Source organism: Pseudomonas arsenicoxydans (genome assembly GCF_006438915.1).
In the GTDB taxonomy this organism is placed as follows: domain Bacteria; phylum Pseudomonadota; class Gammaproteobacteria; order Pseudomonadales; family Pseudomonadaceae; genus Aquipseudomonas; species Aquipseudomonas arsenicoxydans_A.
On record NZ_RCZE01000004.1, the window covers coordinates 181,564 to 197,877 of the forward strand.

General features: G+C 60.1%; 16 protein-coding genes and 1 pseudogene. 6 read left to right on the forward strand and 11 right to left on the reverse strand.

The annotated features are described in order from the left end of the window. Positions 1-33 precede the first annotated feature (33 nt). From EAH78_RS09840 to EAH78_RS09880, 9 genes and pseudogenes are all read right to left on the reverse strand, one after another. A complete protein-coding gene (locus EAH78_RS09840) occupies positions 34-840 on the reverse strand; it encodes a DUF4892 domain-containing protein (protein WP_140667373.1) in 807 nt (268 codons plus the stop codon). A gap of 38 nt (positions 841-878) precedes the next feature. After that, positions 879-998 (reverse strand): annotated as a pseudogene (locus EAH78_RS09845) (glutathione S-transferase); the annotation flags it as partial. A gap of 50 nt (positions 999-1,048) precedes the next feature. After that, the gene (locus tag EAH78_RS09850) at positions 1,049-1,903 is read right to left on the reverse strand and encodes an alpha/beta hydrolase (RefSeq protein ID WP_140667374.1); all 855 of its coding nucleotides are present in this window, start codon (positions 1,901-1,903) and stop codon (positions 1,049-1,051) included. Further along, positions 1,900-2,706 carry an alpha/beta fold hydrolase gene (locus EAH78_RS09855; protein WP_161599678.1) on the reverse strand — a complete coding sequence of 269 codons (807 nt, stop codon included), beginning with the start codon at positions 2,704-2,706 and terminating at the stop codon, positions 1,900-1,902. The genes EAH78_RS09850 and EAH78_RS09855 overlap by 4 nt, the downstream gene beginning before the upstream one ends. Before the next feature lie 173 nt (positions 2,707-2,879). Continuing rightward, complete coding sequence (locus EAH78_RS09860; RefSeq protein ID WP_140667376.1) at positions 2,880-3,323, reverse strand: hotdog fold thioesterase; 444 nt, start codon at positions 3,321-3,323, stop codon at positions 2,880-2,882. Between the two features lie 32 nt (positions 3,324-3,355). After that, positions 3,356-5,023, reverse strand: a complete 1,668-nt coding sequence (locus EAH78_RS09865; protein ID WP_140667377.1) for an AMP-binding protein — start codon at positions 5,021-5,023, stop codon at positions 3,356-3,358. A gap of 214 nt (positions 5,024-5,237) precedes the next feature. Further along, entirely contained in the window at positions 5,238-5,690 is a 453-nt protein-coding gene (gene sixA, locus EAH78_RS09870) for a phosphohistidine phosphatase SixA (protein WP_140667378.1), read from the reverse strand. Beyond that, entirely contained in the window at positions 5,687-6,034 is a 348-nt protein-coding gene (locus EAH78_RS09875) for a DUF4389 domain-containing protein (RefSeq protein ID WP_140667379.1), read from the reverse strand. Before EAH78_RS09875 ends, sixA begins: the two co-directional genes overlap by 4 nt. A gap of 32 nt (positions 6,035-6,066) precedes the next feature. Next, a complete protein-coding gene (locus tag EAH78_RS09880; protein WP_140667380.1) occupies positions 6,067-7,092 on the reverse strand; it encodes an NAD(P)H-dependent glycerol-3-phosphate dehydrogenase in 1,026 nt (341 codons plus the stop codon). Positions 7,093-7,288: 196 nt separating this feature from the next. Here EAH78_RS09880 and EAH78_RS09885 point away from each other — a divergent pair, with 196 nt between their 5' ends. From EAH78_RS09885 to EAH78_RS09915, 6 genes are all read left to right on the forward strand, one after another. Further along, positions 7,289-9,412 carry a TonB-dependent receptor plug domain-containing protein gene (locus EAH78_RS09885; protein WP_140667381.1) on the forward strand — a complete coding sequence of 708 codons (2,124 nt, stop codon included), beginning with the start codon at positions 7,289-7,291 and terminating at the stop codon, positions 9,410-9,412. After that, positions 9,413-10,345 (forward strand): ABC transporter substrate-binding protein, encoded by a 933-nt coding sequence (locus tag EAH78_RS09890; RefSeq protein WP_140667382.1) that lies wholly within the window; start codon positions 9,413-9,415, stop codon positions 10,343-10,345. Beyond that, complete coding sequence (locus tag EAH78_RS09895) at positions 10,342-12,243, forward strand: response regulator (protein ID WP_140667383.1); 1,902 nt, start codon at positions 10,342-10,344, stop codon at positions 12,241-12,243. Before EAH78_RS09890 ends, EAH78_RS09895 begins: the two co-directional genes overlap by 4 nt. Positions 12,244-12,490: 247 nt before the next feature. Further along, complete coding sequence (gene fabA, locus EAH78_RS09900) at positions 12,491-13,006, forward strand: 3-hydroxyacyl-[acyl-carrier-protein] dehydratase FabA (protein ID WP_140667384.1); 516 nt, start codon at positions 12,491-12,493, stop codon at positions 13,004-13,006. An 11-nt stretch (positions 13,007-13,017) separates the two neighbouring features. Continuing rightward, positions 13,018-14,238, forward strand: coding sequence for a beta-ketoacyl-ACP synthase I (fabB, locus tag EAH78_RS09905; RefSeq protein ID WP_140667385.1), 1,221 nt, complete (start codon positions 13,018-13,020; stop codon positions 14,236-14,238). 370 nt (positions 14,239-14,608) lie between these two features. Further along, a complete protein-coding gene (locus EAH78_RS09915) occupies positions 14,609-14,797 on the forward strand; it encodes a hypothetical protein (protein ID WP_140667387.1) in 189 nt (62 codons plus the stop codon). A 70-nt stretch (positions 14,798-14,867) separates the two neighbouring features. On the opposite strand, the gene EAH78_RS09920 is transcribed toward EAH78_RS09915, so the two are convergent. Then, complete coding sequence (locus tag EAH78_RS09920) at positions 14,868-15,410, reverse strand: DUF2058 domain-containing protein (protein ID WP_140667388.1); 543 nt, start codon at positions 15,408-15,410, stop codon at positions 14,868-14,870. Positions 15,411-15,438: 28 nt separating this feature from the next. Then, positions 15,439-16,272 carry a nucleoside triphosphate pyrophosphohydrolase gene (gene mazG, locus EAH78_RS09925; protein WP_140667389.1) on the reverse strand — a complete coding sequence of 278 codons (834 nt, stop codon included), beginning with the start codon at positions 16,270-16,272 and terminating at the stop codon, positions 15,439-15,441. Between the last annotated feature and the right edge of the window lie 42 nt (positions 16,273-16,314).

The window sequence follows — 16,314 nt, forward strand, 5'->3', positions numbered from 1 at the left end:
GACGAACGCGCAGAGCGCATTCGCCTGTGCAGCTTATCGCAACAGCTCGATGTGCAGGCCAGAGCCTTCGACGGTCCCAGCTTCCAGTCGCGCCGCACGCACGCCTTGGGCAATCAATGCCTGACGCCAGGCCTCAGCCTTGGCACCGGAAACACTGACGCGCAAGGTGGTGTCCAGGTTCAGCCCGCGTGAAATCAGACGTGTCCACGTGTCATCGGGATCAGCGTTCAGTTTTGGGAAATCGAGTTCACCGGTGCTTTTGAGCTGACGCAGCAGAGTGGCGGACGTCGGTAACACGTCGCCCAACGGCGCCGCCGCGTCGAATTGCTCGACATGCAGGTAGGCTTTGCGATTACCGCGAGTGATGCTGTAAAGCGCCACCAGCGAATTGTCCTGCGGCGTCGCCAGTCTCAGCAGCAAATACGCCTGCTGATCGTCGGCGCCATAGAGCTTGGAATTGCCGAAGACTTCGTTGGCCCACAGGCTGCTTTCGCCGCAATCGCGGGCCTGGCACCAGAACAGCAGCTCGGCGCCCTGCTTTTGCAAGGCTTCCCGCGCGGCGGTAAAGGCTTCGGTAGAGGAATGCTCCGGCGGTAACTCGTAGGTGACCGAGGTGGTTTGCCCGCGCGCCGTGACCTGACCGTCAAAGCGCAACTGGCCGCTGATTTTGCGGATCGAACCCAGCGGGTAGATCCGTTCAAGCTCGACGGCCGGACGATAATCAACGATCTGCGCATCTTCCATGCGCGGCAGGATCGGCAAGTCCTGACTGCCGGAAACATCGGCGGCAAACGATAAAGGACTGAAACAACACAGCGCCAGCAGACTGAGTGAACGCATGGACAGGCTCATCGGATCTGCATGGCCTGGGCCCCTTTTGACTTCTGTTCCTTTTTGTCGAAACCCGGGGCATGCACCGTGGAGGGCAGGCCGGGTTTCGCGAGCACGATAGAGACCTTGTGGCCATTCGGGGTCGCAGCGGTATAGCGATCTATCATGGTTGTCTCCCATTTCAACCCGCCCAGCCTCGACAGTTGCCCGGCGCAAGTCAAGGAACGGCGAAGAACCGATTGAAACAGTCTGCGACAAGGTCGGCGCCGGTTTCATCATTCAGGTGCAAATGATGACCGCCTGGCAGCTGTTCAAGGCTAAAGGGTAGACGTTCCAGCAACTCGGAATGTTTGGCGAGCATACCGTCGGCCGCGACCACCAGTTTGGCCGGGCAACTGATTCGCTGGACAAACGCCATGGCCTGTTCGGTGGTCAGACGCAGCGGCGACGGCAGCGTCAGGCGGTTGTCAGTGCGCCAGGTGTAACCGCCCGGCACCGGCATCAAGCCGCGCTGGGCCAGCAACTCGGCGGCTTCGCGACTGACCGCCACCAAACCCTTCATGCGCGCTTCGATGGCGCGGTCGAGTGTGCTGTAGACCGGTTTTTGCTTCTCGCGCAAATCCAGCTGCGCTTGCAGGGCCATGCCCATGCGCTCGGCCGCATTTTCGCCTTTGTCTGTAGGAGGAATGATGCCGTCGATCAACGCCAGATGCGTGACGCGCTCAGGCATCGACCCGGCAATGATCAGGGACGCGATCGCTCCCATTGAGTGCCCCATCAGCGCAAAACGCTTGAGGCCCAGTTGTTCGGCGACTTGCAACACGTCATGGGCGTAATCCCACATCGCGTAACCGGCCCCGGGCGGGCGATGCCCGGAATGACCATGACCGGCCATGTCCAGCGCGATGATGCGCAGGCCGTTGAGCTTGGGCGCCAGACGGGCAAAGCTGTTGGCATTGTCCAGCCAGCCATGCAGCGCAATCACCGGCAGGCCGTCTTCAGGACCGAACAAGTGCGCCGCCAACTCGATGTGCGGCAGGCTCAGACGGACTTCTTCGACGGCATTGCTCATGCGCAATCCTTTTGGCTGCGACCGTCCCATCGGCTGAACAGGATTTTCAGCAGTCTGGCCGTGTCGTGTGGACGTTCGAGAGGAAACATGTGACCGCCGGGCACGGTCAGGGATTCACCCAGCGGCATGCGCCCGACAGCGCTCGCATGGTGACGCATCACCACGCGGCTCTTGTGCCCGCGCACCACCGCCAGCGGCACTTTCAACTGGCGCGTGCGACCGGGGCTGGTGTGAGGAACGCCACGGTAGATGCTGATTTCCGTGGCCGGGTCGAAGCGCAGGCGCAGCTTGTCACCGACCTTGTGCAAACCGTGTTGCAGGTAGGCGTCAAAGCATTCCGGGTCAAAACTGCGGAACAAGGTTTTGCCCGAGAAGTAGCTTCGGGCACTTTCGAGGTCGGCGAACTCTTCCCGACGTCCCAGGGTACGGCCGGCCGGGGTCAGGCGGTCGATGAAACCGAAACGCTTGGCGGCGCGAATGACCCATTGATCGGTGCGGGTCAGCACCGGTGAATCGAGCATCACCACGCCGCGATACAACTCCGGGCAACGCAGCGCTGCGTGCAAATGCAGCACCCCGCCAAAGGAATGGCCGACGCCCCACACCGGTTCCGCTTGCTGTTTGAGGTGATGGATCAGTTCGTCCACCAGGTTGTACCAATTGTCGTCCGCGGGAAAACGCGGGTCATGAGCGTGCTGCTCCAGATGCGTCACCTGATATTCGGGCGCCAGCGCCTCGAACAACTTGCCGTAGGTCCCTGAAGGAAAGCCATTGGCGTGGGCGAAAAATATCTGTTGCGACATACCGGCAAATCCATGAGCGAGAACAGGCGTTGATTGTCCGTAAGACGACAGCTGACAGCAATGACTGTAAGTGACAGGAATGATGACAGTCCGGTCAAGACTATCGAGTGGAGCCATTGTGGGGAGGGAGCTTGCTCCCTCCCCACAAAAGGCCAAGCAGATTGCCGGGTATGTCAGCGTGCTGGCGGATTCTCGCCCAGCGGCACGACCGCCATGGTCAGGCGCGATACGCAACTGGCCTTGCCTTCATCGCTGGTCAAGCGGATGTCCCAGACGTGCGTCGTGCGGCCAATGTGGATCGGCGTGGCCACGGCGGTCACCCGGCCACTGCGCAGGCCGCGCAAATGGTTGGCGTTGATTTCCAGGCCCACGCAGTAAAACTTGCTGGCGTCGATGCACAGGTAGCTGGCCATCGAGCCGACCGATTCGGCCAGCACCACCGACGCACCGCCATGCAGCAGACCGTAAGGCTGGTGAGTGCGGTGATCAATGACCATGCTCGCGGTCAGGGAGCCTTCGTCAAATGCTTCGAAGCGAATATCCAGCACTTCGCCGATGGTATTTTTCTGGATCGCGTTCAACTGCTCGATGTTGGGAGTGGTACGCCACAGACTCATCGCTGCTTTCCTTTGTGGGTTTTGTTCGTGGCTCAATCCTGCCACAGCACCGCCTCGCTGCGCTCGCTCCATTCTTCGAAGCGGTCACCGTAAGCCGCTTCGATCACATTGCGCTTGATCTTCAGGGTCGGCGTCAGGAAACCGTTTTCCACGGCCCAACTGTCCTTGACCACCACCAGGCGCCGCAAACGCTCGTGTTTGTCGAGGACGCCGTTGACCTCATCCAGCAGTTTTTCCAGGCTTGAATGCAGCCCCGCCCTCGCCGTGCCGCTTGCGTCCTGCTGCCCGACCGCCGACAGCACACACAGTCCCAGCGGTGCACTCAAACCGTCACCGACCACGCACACTTGTTCAATCCGTGAATGCACCGCCAGGCGATTTTCAATCGGTGCCGGCGCGACGTATTTGCCCTTGCTGGTCTTGAAGATTTCTTTCAGGCGTCCGGTCAGGCGCAGGTTGCCTTCGGCGTCTTCTTCGCCCTTGTCGCCGGTGCGCAGGAAGCCGTCCTCGGTGATGGTTTCAGCGGTTTTCTGTGGTTCTTTGAAATAGCCGAGCATGGTCGCGCCGCTGCGCACCATGACCTCGCCTGATTCGTCGATCCGCACTTCTACCTCAGGGCACGGCTTGCCGATCCAGCCGGGCTTGTTCTCGCCGGGCCGGCAGATGTGCGAATAACCGCAGCTCTCGGTCATGCCGTAGACCTCCAGCACGTCCAGCCCCAGTTTGCGGTACCACAGCAGCAAGGTTTGTGGCACGGGCGCAGCGCCGGACAAGGCGACGCGCAGTGCATCCAGCCCCAACCCGACGAGGACTTTATGTCCGATCCGCTTGCCGATGAAGGGCAATCCGAGCAAAAAATCGAGGCGTTTTTGCGGGATTTTGCTGTACACGCCCATCTGGAATTTGGTCCAGATCCGTGGCACGCCGAACAAGGCAGTAGGCCGGGCGCGCTTTAAATCCGTCAGGAAGGTGTCGAGGCTCTCGGCAAAGAACACCGTCTGCCCGGTGTAAATCGAGGCCAGTTCGACGAACATCCGCTCGGCCACGTGGCACAGCGGCAAATAGGACAGCAATCGGTCCGACTCGTTGAGGCCAAACAGCTGCGTACCGCGGGTGGTGGCGAAACCCAGATTGCCAAAACTGTGCATCACGCCTTTGGGCAGGCCGGTGGTGCCGGAGGTGTAGATGATGGTGGCCAACTGATCGGCTGCCGGCGCGGGGTTATCCTGGATGGGCGAGCAACGTTGCAGGTCGGTCCAGCTGAAATCGAAGGTGCCGGGTGGGTGCAACGGCAGACTGATCGTCGGCAAGTCCGGCCTGACACCGCGGGACATGCTTGGCCAGTCATCGAGCTTACCGATAAACGCCAGCGCCGCTTCGGAGTGGTCGAGTACCTGGGCGACCGATTCGGCGGTCAGGTTGGGGTACAACGGCACCGAGACATGCCCGGCCATCCAGATCGCCAGGTCGGCAATGATCCAGTGGGCACAGTTCTTCGAGATCAGCGCGATGTGGCTGCCTTGTGGCAGTTCGCGGGCCCTCAGCCAATGCGCCGCGCAGCGTGCCTGATGGCCGACGTCGGCCCAGGTCAGGGTCTCGACCTGCCCGCCGCCCGTGGGCTGGACCAGAAAACGCTGGCGAGGATGACGGGCCTCACGCTCGTAGAAGACATCCAGCGGCAAACGAAAAGCAGCAGACATGCGACTCGCTCCTGAATTTTTGGTCTGGAGCAAGCGTAGTCAACCAAGCGGTTGCTTGGTTGACTATTTCATTACAAAAATCAGCAACACCACCGACCCCTGTAGGAGCCGGGCTTGCCCGCGATTGCATCGACTCGGTCTGATCTATAAACCGCAGCGCCTGCATCGCGGGCAAGCCCTGCTCCCACATTAAAAAAGCCCTGTGCCGAGATTGCTAAGGATGTTTGATGCCATTGAGCTTCATGGCGCCGGCCAGCGGCAAATCACCTTCGAGTTCTGCCAGGCCGGCGGTTTTGACGGTTTCCGGCGCTTGCACGTGACCGTGCTGCAGGTAACCGAGCAAATTGCCCACCAGCGGGTTGTGACTGACCAACAACGCGTAATCCACCGACACCAACTGCTCCGACACCGCTTGCGGGCGGTTGTCGGGGGTCAGCCACTCGACGGTGCGAATGTCCGGTTCGAACCCCAGCGCCTCACGCACCAACTGCGCGGTCTGCTGCGCACGCAGGTAAGGGCTGGCGTAGATCGCGGTGATCGGCTGACCGATCAACTCGGCCGCACTGCGTAACACTTCTTCGCAACCATGCGGGGTCAGTGCTCGCTCGGAATCAGGACGCGAGCCGTAGGGTTCAGCTTCACCATGACGCAATACCCAGAGTTTCATAGCTTGGGTTCCTCATCTCGGGCCGGATGCGGTGCGGGCGCCACAACATGCGGCGCTTCACCTTCCGGTGTACGCGGCGTCGGCCAGTCGGCGAACGGCCAGGGTTTCTGGTCGCTGTGGAAGCTGCCGAAACGACCGATCTGCGCCAGGAACTGGCTCAGGCTGTCGCCGAAGTTCATCAGGCTGGCGCTCGGGGCGCCATAGAACAAACGATAGATCAGTTGCATCAGCACCACCGCGCCAAGGATGAACTGCGCCACTTGCCAGACCAGCACGAAGACGATCATCCACAGCACCCGCAGCAGGATGGACTCGTACTTGGTTTCCATTTTTGGATCGTTCATGTCGTGCTCCCCTGCTTATTGACAAAGCGTGCTTAGTTGAACCCGCTGGTTGAGATGAAGTCGACGTCGGTTTTCGGCTCGCCGCGCATCAACAGCTCAATCACTTGATCAAGCGTGCGCCCTTCGAACAGGATCGCGTGCAGCCCGGCGACCAGCGGCATATAGACGCCCACCTCCTGAGCCTTGGCCTTGAGCACTTTCAGGGTGTTCACGCCCTCGGCGACTTCACCGAGACGCGTCACCGCGTCCTCCAGGCTCAGGCCCTGGCCGAGGGCAAACCCGACCTGGTAGTTACGGCTTTTCGGCGACGAGCAGGTGACGATCAAATCGCCCACCCCGGCAAGACCGAGGAAGGTCATCGGGTTGGCGCCCTGATTCACTGCAAAACGGGTCATTTCCGCCAGTGCTCGAGTGATCAGCATGCTCTTGGTGTTTTCGCCCATGCCCAGCGCCACGGCCATGCCGGCAATGATCGCGTAAACGTTTTTCAGCGCCCCACCCAACTCGACGCCGAAGCGGTCGGCGCTGGCGTACACGCGAAAGGTCCGGCCGTGGAGCGCTTCCTGAACCCGTTGGCACAGCTCTTCGTCTTCGCTGGCCACCACGGTGGCGGTCAACGCGTGTTCAGCGATTTCGCGGGCCAGGTTCGGTCCGGACAACACGCCGATGCGCGCTTGCGGGGCGATTTCCTCGAGGATCTCGCTCATCAGCTTGAAGGTGTGGGCTTCGATGCCTTTAGTCAGGCTGACCAGCAGTTTGCCGCTCAACTGTGCAGCGTGCGGGACCAAGACCGAGCGCAGGGCACTGGAGGGCAACGCGACGAAACACAGGTCGCAGGCGTCCAGCGTGGCTTGCAGATCAGTCACCGGTTCTACTGCCGGGAGAATCTTGATGCCTTTGAGGTAACGCGGGTTCTCGCGATTGACCCGGATGGCCTCGGCCTGTTCGGGGTCACGCATCCACTGCCGGACCTGATGACCGTTTTCGGCCAGCAAATTGGCCACGGCGGTACCAAAACTTCCGCCTCCCAGGACCGCAATCGGGCGCTGTTCAGTCATATGTAATCCGTTAATCCATACCAGTGGCGATGTCGGCATTATACGGAGCGCCCCCGTGGCGGCCAGCCCCTGCATCAATTACCGACACTTGTAGGAAGAAGACCAATAAATCCTAGGAAAATGCCGGCATCGTGAATGGAAAAGTGCTCGGGCTCGGTTAACATGCGCGCCAACTCCTCACGATCAAGGGTATGACGTGTCGCTTGGTTCTCCCTCACCCCGCTCGCCGCTGGTCCTGGCGCTGATGTTCAGCCCGTCCTTGCTGGCCGACGACTTGTTCCTCGACAACGAACCGCTCCCGCAAGTGCTCACGGCGACGCGCCTGAAGCAATCGCCGGCTGCGGTTCCGGGGAGCATGACGGTGATTGACAGCGAATTGATCAACGCCAGCGGCGCCCGCGACATCAGCGAGTTGCTGCGCCTGGTGCCGGGCATGATGGTCGGCAACATCAGCGGCAACCAGGCCGCGGTGAACTATCACGGCACCAACGCCACCGAAGCCCGGCGCCTGCAAGTGCTGATCGACGGCCGTTCCGTATACCGCGCGGGCCTGGCCACGGTGGACTGGAGCGATATTCCGGTGGCCATGGAAGACATCGAGCGCATCGAAGTGTTTCGCGGCCCGAACACCGTCAGCTACGGCGCCAACGCGCTGATGGCCGTGGTCAACATCATCACGCGCAACCCGGCCAACAGCCATGGCACCCGCGTGAAAGTGACCCGTGGCCAACGCGGCATCAACGACTATTACGCCAGTCAGGGCACCGGCTGGGACGGTGGCGACCTGCGATTGTCACTGTCCGGCCAGCAAGACGACGGTTTCGATTCGGACCGCAACGGTGCCGATTATCGGGACAGCCGTCGTCTGAATCGCTTCAATCTGGCGGTCAGCCAGAACCTCGCGGAAAACCAGAGCATCGACTGGCAACTGAATGCGAAGGAAGGCACCAACCAGCGGCCGTATACCTACCGCCCGGTGTTCCCGGGGATTACCGCCGCCGGGAACAATTCCGACGTCGCCGCCAAAGATTACGCCGGCTCGCTGCGCTGGAACCTCGACCTCAATCCCGATCACAGTCTTTATGTCCAGGGTTCGGCCCAGCACTGGGATCGCCAGCAAACCTGGCGCGCCTGTGATGCCGAGGCGTCGTTCAGCCCGGAACTGGCCCGACTCTGGCAGCTCAACCCCAATTACACCGAACGCCTGGCGCGCAACATGGATCGCTTCACCGGTCCGGGCGCGCCTCGCGGCACGCCAGCGGAACAAGCGCTGGCCAATCAAGTGCTGGGGCAATGGAAAAGCGGCGCCCGGCAGACGCTCTGTGGCGACATCGATCAGAGCACCCGGGAATCGCGCTTTGACCTCGAAGTGCAGGACACCCTCAGCCTGTCCGACAGTCTGCGACTGGTCAGCGGCATGAACTATCGTTACGACCGGGCCGATTCCGAGACCTACTTCAATGGCACGCTCGACGACACCACCTGGCGCACGTTCGGCCAACTGGAATGGCGTGCCACCGAGCATTGGTTGTTGCAGGGCGGGGCGATGTTCGAGGACACGCAATTGACCGGTAGCTCACTGACACCGCGGGTGGCGGTCAATTACCTGATTACCCCGCGTCAGGGCTTGCGTGCAGTGTACTCGGAAGCGATCCGCTCACCGGACATGTTCGAGAACAACGTCAACTGGAGTTACCAGGTGACCAACCTGCGGCCCAGCGCTTACGGCCAGACCAGCGCCCGCTATTTCGTCAAGACCCGTGGCCCCGGCGATCTCGACAAGGAACGCATGCGTTCGCGAGAGCTGGGCTACAACGGCTACTTCGTCGAGCTGGGACTGAGTGTCGATGTGAAGCTGTTCTACGACGAAATCAACGGCATGATCAGCGAACCGCTGCGCAACAATCAGTACATCGCCAGCAACTCAAACAGTGCACGCTTCTGCGGAGCTGAAACGCAAGTGGACTGGCGCCTCGGCAGCGCCGACCGCCTGCGCCTGACCTATGCCTACGTGGACGCCACCGCCAGCAACCCGCTGGATGAACAACAGACCGCGCGCAACAGCGGTTCCGCCGGTTGGCTGCGCAACTGGGGCCAGGGCTGGAACAGTGCCCTCTTCTACTATGGCGACGATGCGCTTAACGGTTACCGCTTCGAGCGGGTCGACACGCGTATCGCCAAACGCATCGGCCTGGGCAAGGCCAATCTGGAACTGGCCGGCATCCTCCAGCAACGCCTGGACAACCAACCCACCACCTTCGTCGACAACAACTACGACGAGCGCCGCGTGGTGTATTTCAGCGCGGAGCTGACGTTTTAAATGCGCCGTTGCCGGTCATGGAAGTCGCCGCCACTGGGCCGCCTGCTGGCCGGGTTGTGCCTGGCTATTGGCTGCCTGCTCGGCGCCCTGCCGATACAGGCTGCGGACATTCTTTTGACTGGCACCGAAGACAGCCCCGGCGTGCAATCCTTCGTCCACGCATTGAGCGAGATGCGTGCGGCCGACAGCGTGCGTTTCCAGCCACTGGCGAGCCTTCCATTGCCAGGCAAACTGCCTGCCGCCACGCGCCTGATCCTGCTGGATCTGCCGAGCCTCGACTGGCGCCAGCAAGAGGCCCAGGGCCCGGCGACGCTGGTACTGCGCATCAGTCGCCTGCAAGCCCAACAACGTTTCGGCGTGAACTTTCCACCGCACCTCAGCCTGCTCTGGAGCGACCCACCGCTGGATCGGCAATTGCGCCTGACTCGACTGATCCTGCCCCAGGCGCGGCGTGTCGGCGTGCTGTACGACAATCACAGCGAATTCCTTTTGAAAGAAATGCGTCTGGCCGCCCTTGGGGACAGTCTTGATGTGGTCAGCGAGCGTTGGGACAACACCAATGACAGTCGCCCCTTGCAGGACTTGCTGAAAAGCTGTGACGTACTGCTGGGCCTCGATGATCCCGACCTGTTCAACCCGAAAACCGCGAAAAACCTGCTGTTGAGCAGCTATTCCCGGCAACTGGCATTGGTCGGCCCCAACGCCGCGTTCGTCAAGGCGGGCAGCCTGGCCAGCACCTACAGCGATCAGAGCGACTGGCTGCAGGTGCTCGACGAATTGCTCGATCTGCCAACGGCGAGCTGGCCGCGTGCGCTCTACCCGCAACACTTCAAAGTATCAAGTAACCCGCAAGTGGCTCGTTCATTAGGTATTGAGCAGATTGATGACGCGTCTGCCGCCCTGCAGTTGGCTGAAGGAGAAAGCCGCCCATGACCTTCCGGCGCCCTTGGGACATCAACACCCGCACGCAGATGATCAGCCTTGGTCCAGCCCTGTTGCTGACACTGCTGCTGATCAGTTTTTTTACCTTCGTGCGGATTCAGGACCTGCGTCAGGAGCTCAACCACACCGGGCAGTTGATCGCCAACCAATTGGCTCCGGCAACCGAGTACGGAGTGATTTCCGGAAATAACGAAGTGCTCGAAAGCTTGCTCAAGGCGACGCTCGCTACGCCGAACGTGCGTTTCCTGGAGGTCCAGGACAACGCCAACCGGATTCTGGTGTACGTCGAGCAACCGTCGGAAACCCACCGGCGCTCGCAGCAGGTCGAAGTGTTCCAGGCACCGGTGCGGTTGCAGCGGATCGCGCTCAACAATGATTTTTTCCAGGGCTCCAAAGCCGCGAGCATCGGCCCGTCCGAGGACTATCTGGGCCGGGTGATCGTCGGTCTGTCGAATGACGCCTTCAACCAGCGTCAGCAGGAAATCCTGTTGAAAGCCGCGATCCTCGCCCTCTTCGCCCTGCTGCTTACCTTTCTCGTAGCGCGGCGCCTCGCGGGCAGCCTCTCACAACCTATCCGCGACATTGGCAACGCCGTGAAGGCGATCCAGGAAGGCGATTACACACGGCCCTTGCCGATTGTCGACGACACCGAGTTGGGTGCGCTGTCGCAACACATCAACAACCTGGCCAGCGGCCTCGAACAAGCCAGTCGCGAACAGCATCAGGCCATGGCGCAGTTGATCCAGACACGCGAGGAAGCGGAAAAGGCCAACAACGCCAAGTCTGATTTCCTGGCGATGATGAGCCATGAACTGCGCACGCCGATGAATGGCGTACTCGGCATGCTGCAATTGCTGGAAACCACCGACATGACCGAAGAGCAGGTCGAATACGCGGCGCTGGCCTCGGAGTCCACCGAACACCTGCTCAAGGTCATCAACGACATTCTCGACTTCTCGCGCATCGAGCGTTCGGAACTGGAACTGGAGCACATCCCGTTCAACCTCGCGGACCTGATCGTCAGTTGCGCCCAATCGTTCCAGCACAGCGCGGCGCAGCGGGGACTCGACCTGCAGTTGCTGATCCCTGAGGACATGCGCGCCCTTCAGGTTCAGGGCGATCCAACGCGCATCCGGCAAATTCTGGTCAACCTGGTCGGCAATGCCTTGAAGTTCACCGAGCAGGGTCGCGTCAGCATCGAACCGCAGTGGCAATCGCTGGACCACGAACTGCTGTGGTTCACCTGTACTGTGCGCGACAGCGGCATCGGCATTTGCGCTGAACGCCTGGAGCTGATGTTCAATGCTTTCCAGCAGGCCGACAGTTCCATTTCACGACGTTACGGCGGCACCGGTCTGGGCCTGCCGATTGCCCGCACCTTGGCTGAACGCATGGGCGGCACCTTGCGCGCGCAGAGCGAAGAAGGCCTGGGTTCGGTGTTTACCCTGGAAATCCCGCTGGCGCTCTATAAGCAGTCGCTGCCGGTGCTGACATCCAGGACGCAGACCGACAATGAAGATGGTGCGGGGCGCAACGTGCTGCTGGTCGAAGACAACCCGGTCAACCAGACCGTCATCGAAGCAATGTTGCGCAGCCTGGGCTTTACTGTCAGCGTCGCCACCGATGGCGCGCAGGCCGTGCGAAGCGCCGAAAGCCTGATTTTTGAAGCGATCCTGATGGACTGCAGATTGCCGATCATCGACGGCTACGAAGCAACCCGACAGATTCGCCAATTACCCGGCTGCGCGGACTTGCCGATCATCGCCTTGACCGCCAATGCGTTGCAGGGTGATCGCGAAGCCTGTTTGTCGGCGGGCATGAACGATTACTTGGCCAAGCCGTTCAAACGAACTGATTTGCAGCAAATTCTGCAGCGCTGGGTGCAGTAGTACAGGCCTTTCGACCATCTGCGACTGGCGTGAAAGGCGAAAGTGCGGCAGTCTTAGGCACCCGAACAGGCCCGAAAAGGGGCTTGAATAATAATTTCAGTGCACAAGTGTACATTCATGTCCTTGGCGCTGTGACTTTCACCACAACGCAATAGTCTATGAGTAGGCTGCTGACTCGAGGCATGAACGCCTCGATCGGCCGGGAGATTTGCCCCACCCTGCCGCATGGGACTATTGAGGAGCTCGCATGACCCAACAAAACGCCTTTACTCGGGAAGACCTGCTGCGCTGCAGTCGCGGTGAGCTGTTCGGCCCAGGTAACGCACAACTGCCCGCCCCGAACATGCTGATGGTGGATCGCATCACCCATATCAGTGCCGAGGGTGGCAAGTACGGCAAAGGTGAATTGGTCGCCGAGCTGGATATCACTCCGGACCTGTGGTTTTTCGCCTGCCACTTCGAAGGTGATCCGGTGATGCCAGGCTGCCTGGGCCTTGACGCCATGTGGCAACTGGTCGGCTTCTTCCTCGGCTGGCAAGGCTTGCCGGGCCGTGGCCGTGCGCTGGGTTCGGGCGAAGTGAAATTCTTCGGCCAGGTCCTGCCGACTGCCAAGAAAGTGACCTATAACATTCAGATCAAGCGCGTGCTGAAAGGCAAGCTGAACCTGGCCATTGCCGACGGTTCGGTCAGTGTCGACGGCCGCGAGATCTACACCGCCGAAGGCCTTCGGGTCGGCGTTTTCACCTCCACTGAAAACTTCTAAGGGTTATCCGCATGCGCCGCGTCGTTATCACTGGTCTGGGCATCGTTTCGTGCCTGGGCAATGACAAAGAGACCGTCTCCGCTAACCTGCGTGCAAGTCGCCCTGGCATCCGGTTCAACCCGGAATATGCCGAAATGGGTCTGCGTAGCCAGGTTTCCGGCTCCATCGACCTTCCCCTCGAAGAATTGATCGATCGCAAGATCTATCGCTTCGTTGGCCACGCGGCGGCTTACGCCTACCTGGCCATGAAAGACGCCATCACCGACTCCGGTCTGACTGATGAGCAAGTCTCCAACCCGCGTACCGGCCTGATCGCCGGTTCCGGTGGCGCCTCCACGCTGAACCAGATGGAAGCGCTGGACATCATGCGCGAGAAAGGCGTGAAGCGCGTTGGCCCGTACCGTGTAACGCGGACCATGAGCAGCACCGTTTCCGCTTGCCTGGCCACCCCGTTCAAGATCAAGGGCCTGAACTACTCCATCGCTTCTGCCTGCGCCACCAGTGCTCACTGCATCGGTACCGCCATGGAACAGATCCAGATGGGCAAGCAGGACATCGTGTTCGCCGGCGGCGGTGAAGAAGAGCATTGGAGCCAGTCGTTCCTGTTCGACGCCATGGGCGCACTGTCCAGCCAGTACAACGAAACCCCGGAGAAGGCTTCCCGTGCCTACGACGCCAAGCGTGACGGTTTCGTCATCGCCGGTGGTGGCGGCATGGTCGTGGTCGAAGAGCTGGAACACGCTCTGGCCCGCGGTGCGAAGATCTACGCCGAAATCGTTGGCTACGGCGCGACTTCCGACGGATACGACATGGTCGCCCCAAGCGGCGAAGGCGCCATCCGCTGCATGCAGATGGCCATGTCCACCGTTGATGCTCCGATCGACTACCTGAACACCCACGGCACCTCGACTCCGGTCGGCGACGTCGCGGAAATGAAAGGTGTGCGTGAAGTGTTCGGCGACAAGGCTCCAGCCATCAGCTCCACCAAGAGCCTGTCGGGTCACTCCCTGGGCGCCGCCGGCGTTCACGAAGCGATCTACTGCATGCTGATGATGGAAGGCAACTTCATGGCGGGTTCCGCCAACATCGACGAACTGGACCCGGAAGTGGCAGACATGCCAATCCTGACCAAGACTCGCGAAAATGCCACCATCAACACCGTGATGAGCAACAGCTTCGGTTTCGGTGGCACCAACGCCACGCTGGTACTGAAGCGCTGGGCAGGTAAGTAATACCTCGCCGTTTCGCTGCACACAAAAACGCCCCGACTGGTTCGGGGCGTTTTTTTTGTGCTTTTAAAATCAAAACCTGTAGGAGCCGAGCTTGCTCGCGATGAGGGCATAACATTCACCATCATCATTGACTGTGAAGCCGCCATCGCGAGCAAGCTCGGCTCCTACATGGATTGCGTTGAACATGAAGCTTTTGTCATAAAACTCAATGCCCTGCGACCGAATGTCGCGTGTTACGCGGGCTGCGGGACTTTTGCAGAATCGGCAATTGTTTGTTACCAATCCCGAGCGTTTACTTAGCAAGCTAACAAAACGTATAACAAAGACCTGCACACGCCTTGGTGCAGATCATTGAGATTGGAGCTAGCAGATGACTGTAAAAGTAACTGAACGCGACGATTCACATAAATCCCATGAGGGTGTAGCCGCCGGTATCCGCATTTGGGATGTCCACCAACAAGACCTGCTGGTGGGCATGTTTCACTCCGAGACTGACGCGCACAACTACAAATCCGAACTGGAAACACTGGAGCAGCAAAGGGCGTTGCGCTCCGCTTGAACAACTACAGCATTGAAAACGACAAACCCCGCCATGAGCGGGGTTTGTCGTTGTGGCAGCCTTTAACGGCTTACCACATCAGATCATCCGGAATCTGATAGGCGGCGTACGGATCGTCCTCGGCAGCCACTTCTTCAGTCTTCACGTTCATCTGCACGATGCGTTGCGGATCACGTTCCTGGATCTTCAGCGCCGCTTCACGCGGAATCACTTCGTAACCGCCGGCGTGGTGCACGATCGCCAGGAAGCCGTTGCTGAGCTGGTTACGCATCAGCGTGTTGACGCAGAGGCGCTTGACCTTCTTGTCATCAACAAAGTTGTAGTAATCCTCGGTGGTCAGCTTCGGCAGACGCGAGACTTCGATCAATTGCTTGATCTGCGCGGCGCGCGCCTTGGCCTCGACTTTTTCCTGCTGCTGACGGTTCAGCTCCTGGTCGCGCTTGACCTTCTCGGCCTGCGCTTCCTGCGCCGCACGCTGCTGCGAGTCATCCAGTTCGATATGGCCTTTGTGAGCCAGGCGCTGTTGTTTCTGTTTCTCTTTGCCGACCTGTTTGGCCTGCTTCTGGTTGACCAGCCCTGCTTTGAGCAACTGGTCGCGAAGGGAAATGCTCATGGTGCTTGTTTCTCACTTAGGCAACTGCTCAACCGCAGCTGGTCAAATTCTTTTCCTGACGTTTGGCTTCACCCCACAGGGCGTCCAACTCCTCAAGGGTGCAATCTTCTATGGGACGGTGGGTGTCGCGCAATGCCTGTTCGATAAAACGGAAGCGTCTTTCGAATTTGCTGTTGGCGCCACGCAGCGCGGTTTCCGGATCAACCTTGAGATGACGCGCCAGATTGACCACGGAAAACAGCAAGTCACCGATTTCATCGGCAATCGCTGCCGAGTCGTTGTCGGCCATCGCTTCGAGCACTTCATCGAGCTCTTCGCGGACCTTGTCCAGCACCGGCAAGGCGTCCGGCCAGTCGAAACCGACCTGTCCGGCGCGCTTCTGCAACTTGGCGGAACGAGACAATGCCGGCAGGGCTGAGGGCACATCGTCGAGCAAGGACAGTTGTTGCGGCGCGGCCGATTTCTCGGCGCGCTCCTCGGCCTTGATCTCTTCCCAGCGCTGCTTGACCTGTTCTTCACTCAGGCGCGGGATGTCCATGGGCGCATACAGATCACCGGTTGGAAACACATGAGGATGCCGACGGATCAGCTTGCGGGTGATGCTGTCGATGACGCCGGCGAATTCGAAGCGCCCTTCTTCCCGTGCCAGTTGGCTGTAATAAACCACCTGGAACAACAAATCGCCCAACTCACCCTGCAAGTGATCGAAGTCACCGCGCTCGATGGCGTCAGCGACTTCGTAGGCTTCCTCGAGGGTGTGCGGGACGATGGTGGCGTAGGTTTGCTTGATGTCCCACGGGCAACCGAACTGCGGGTCGCGCAGGCGGTTCATCAAGTGCAGCAGGTCTTCAAGGCTGTACATCAATCATCTCGTTCGGCGAACTTGTAGGAGCCGAGCTTGCTC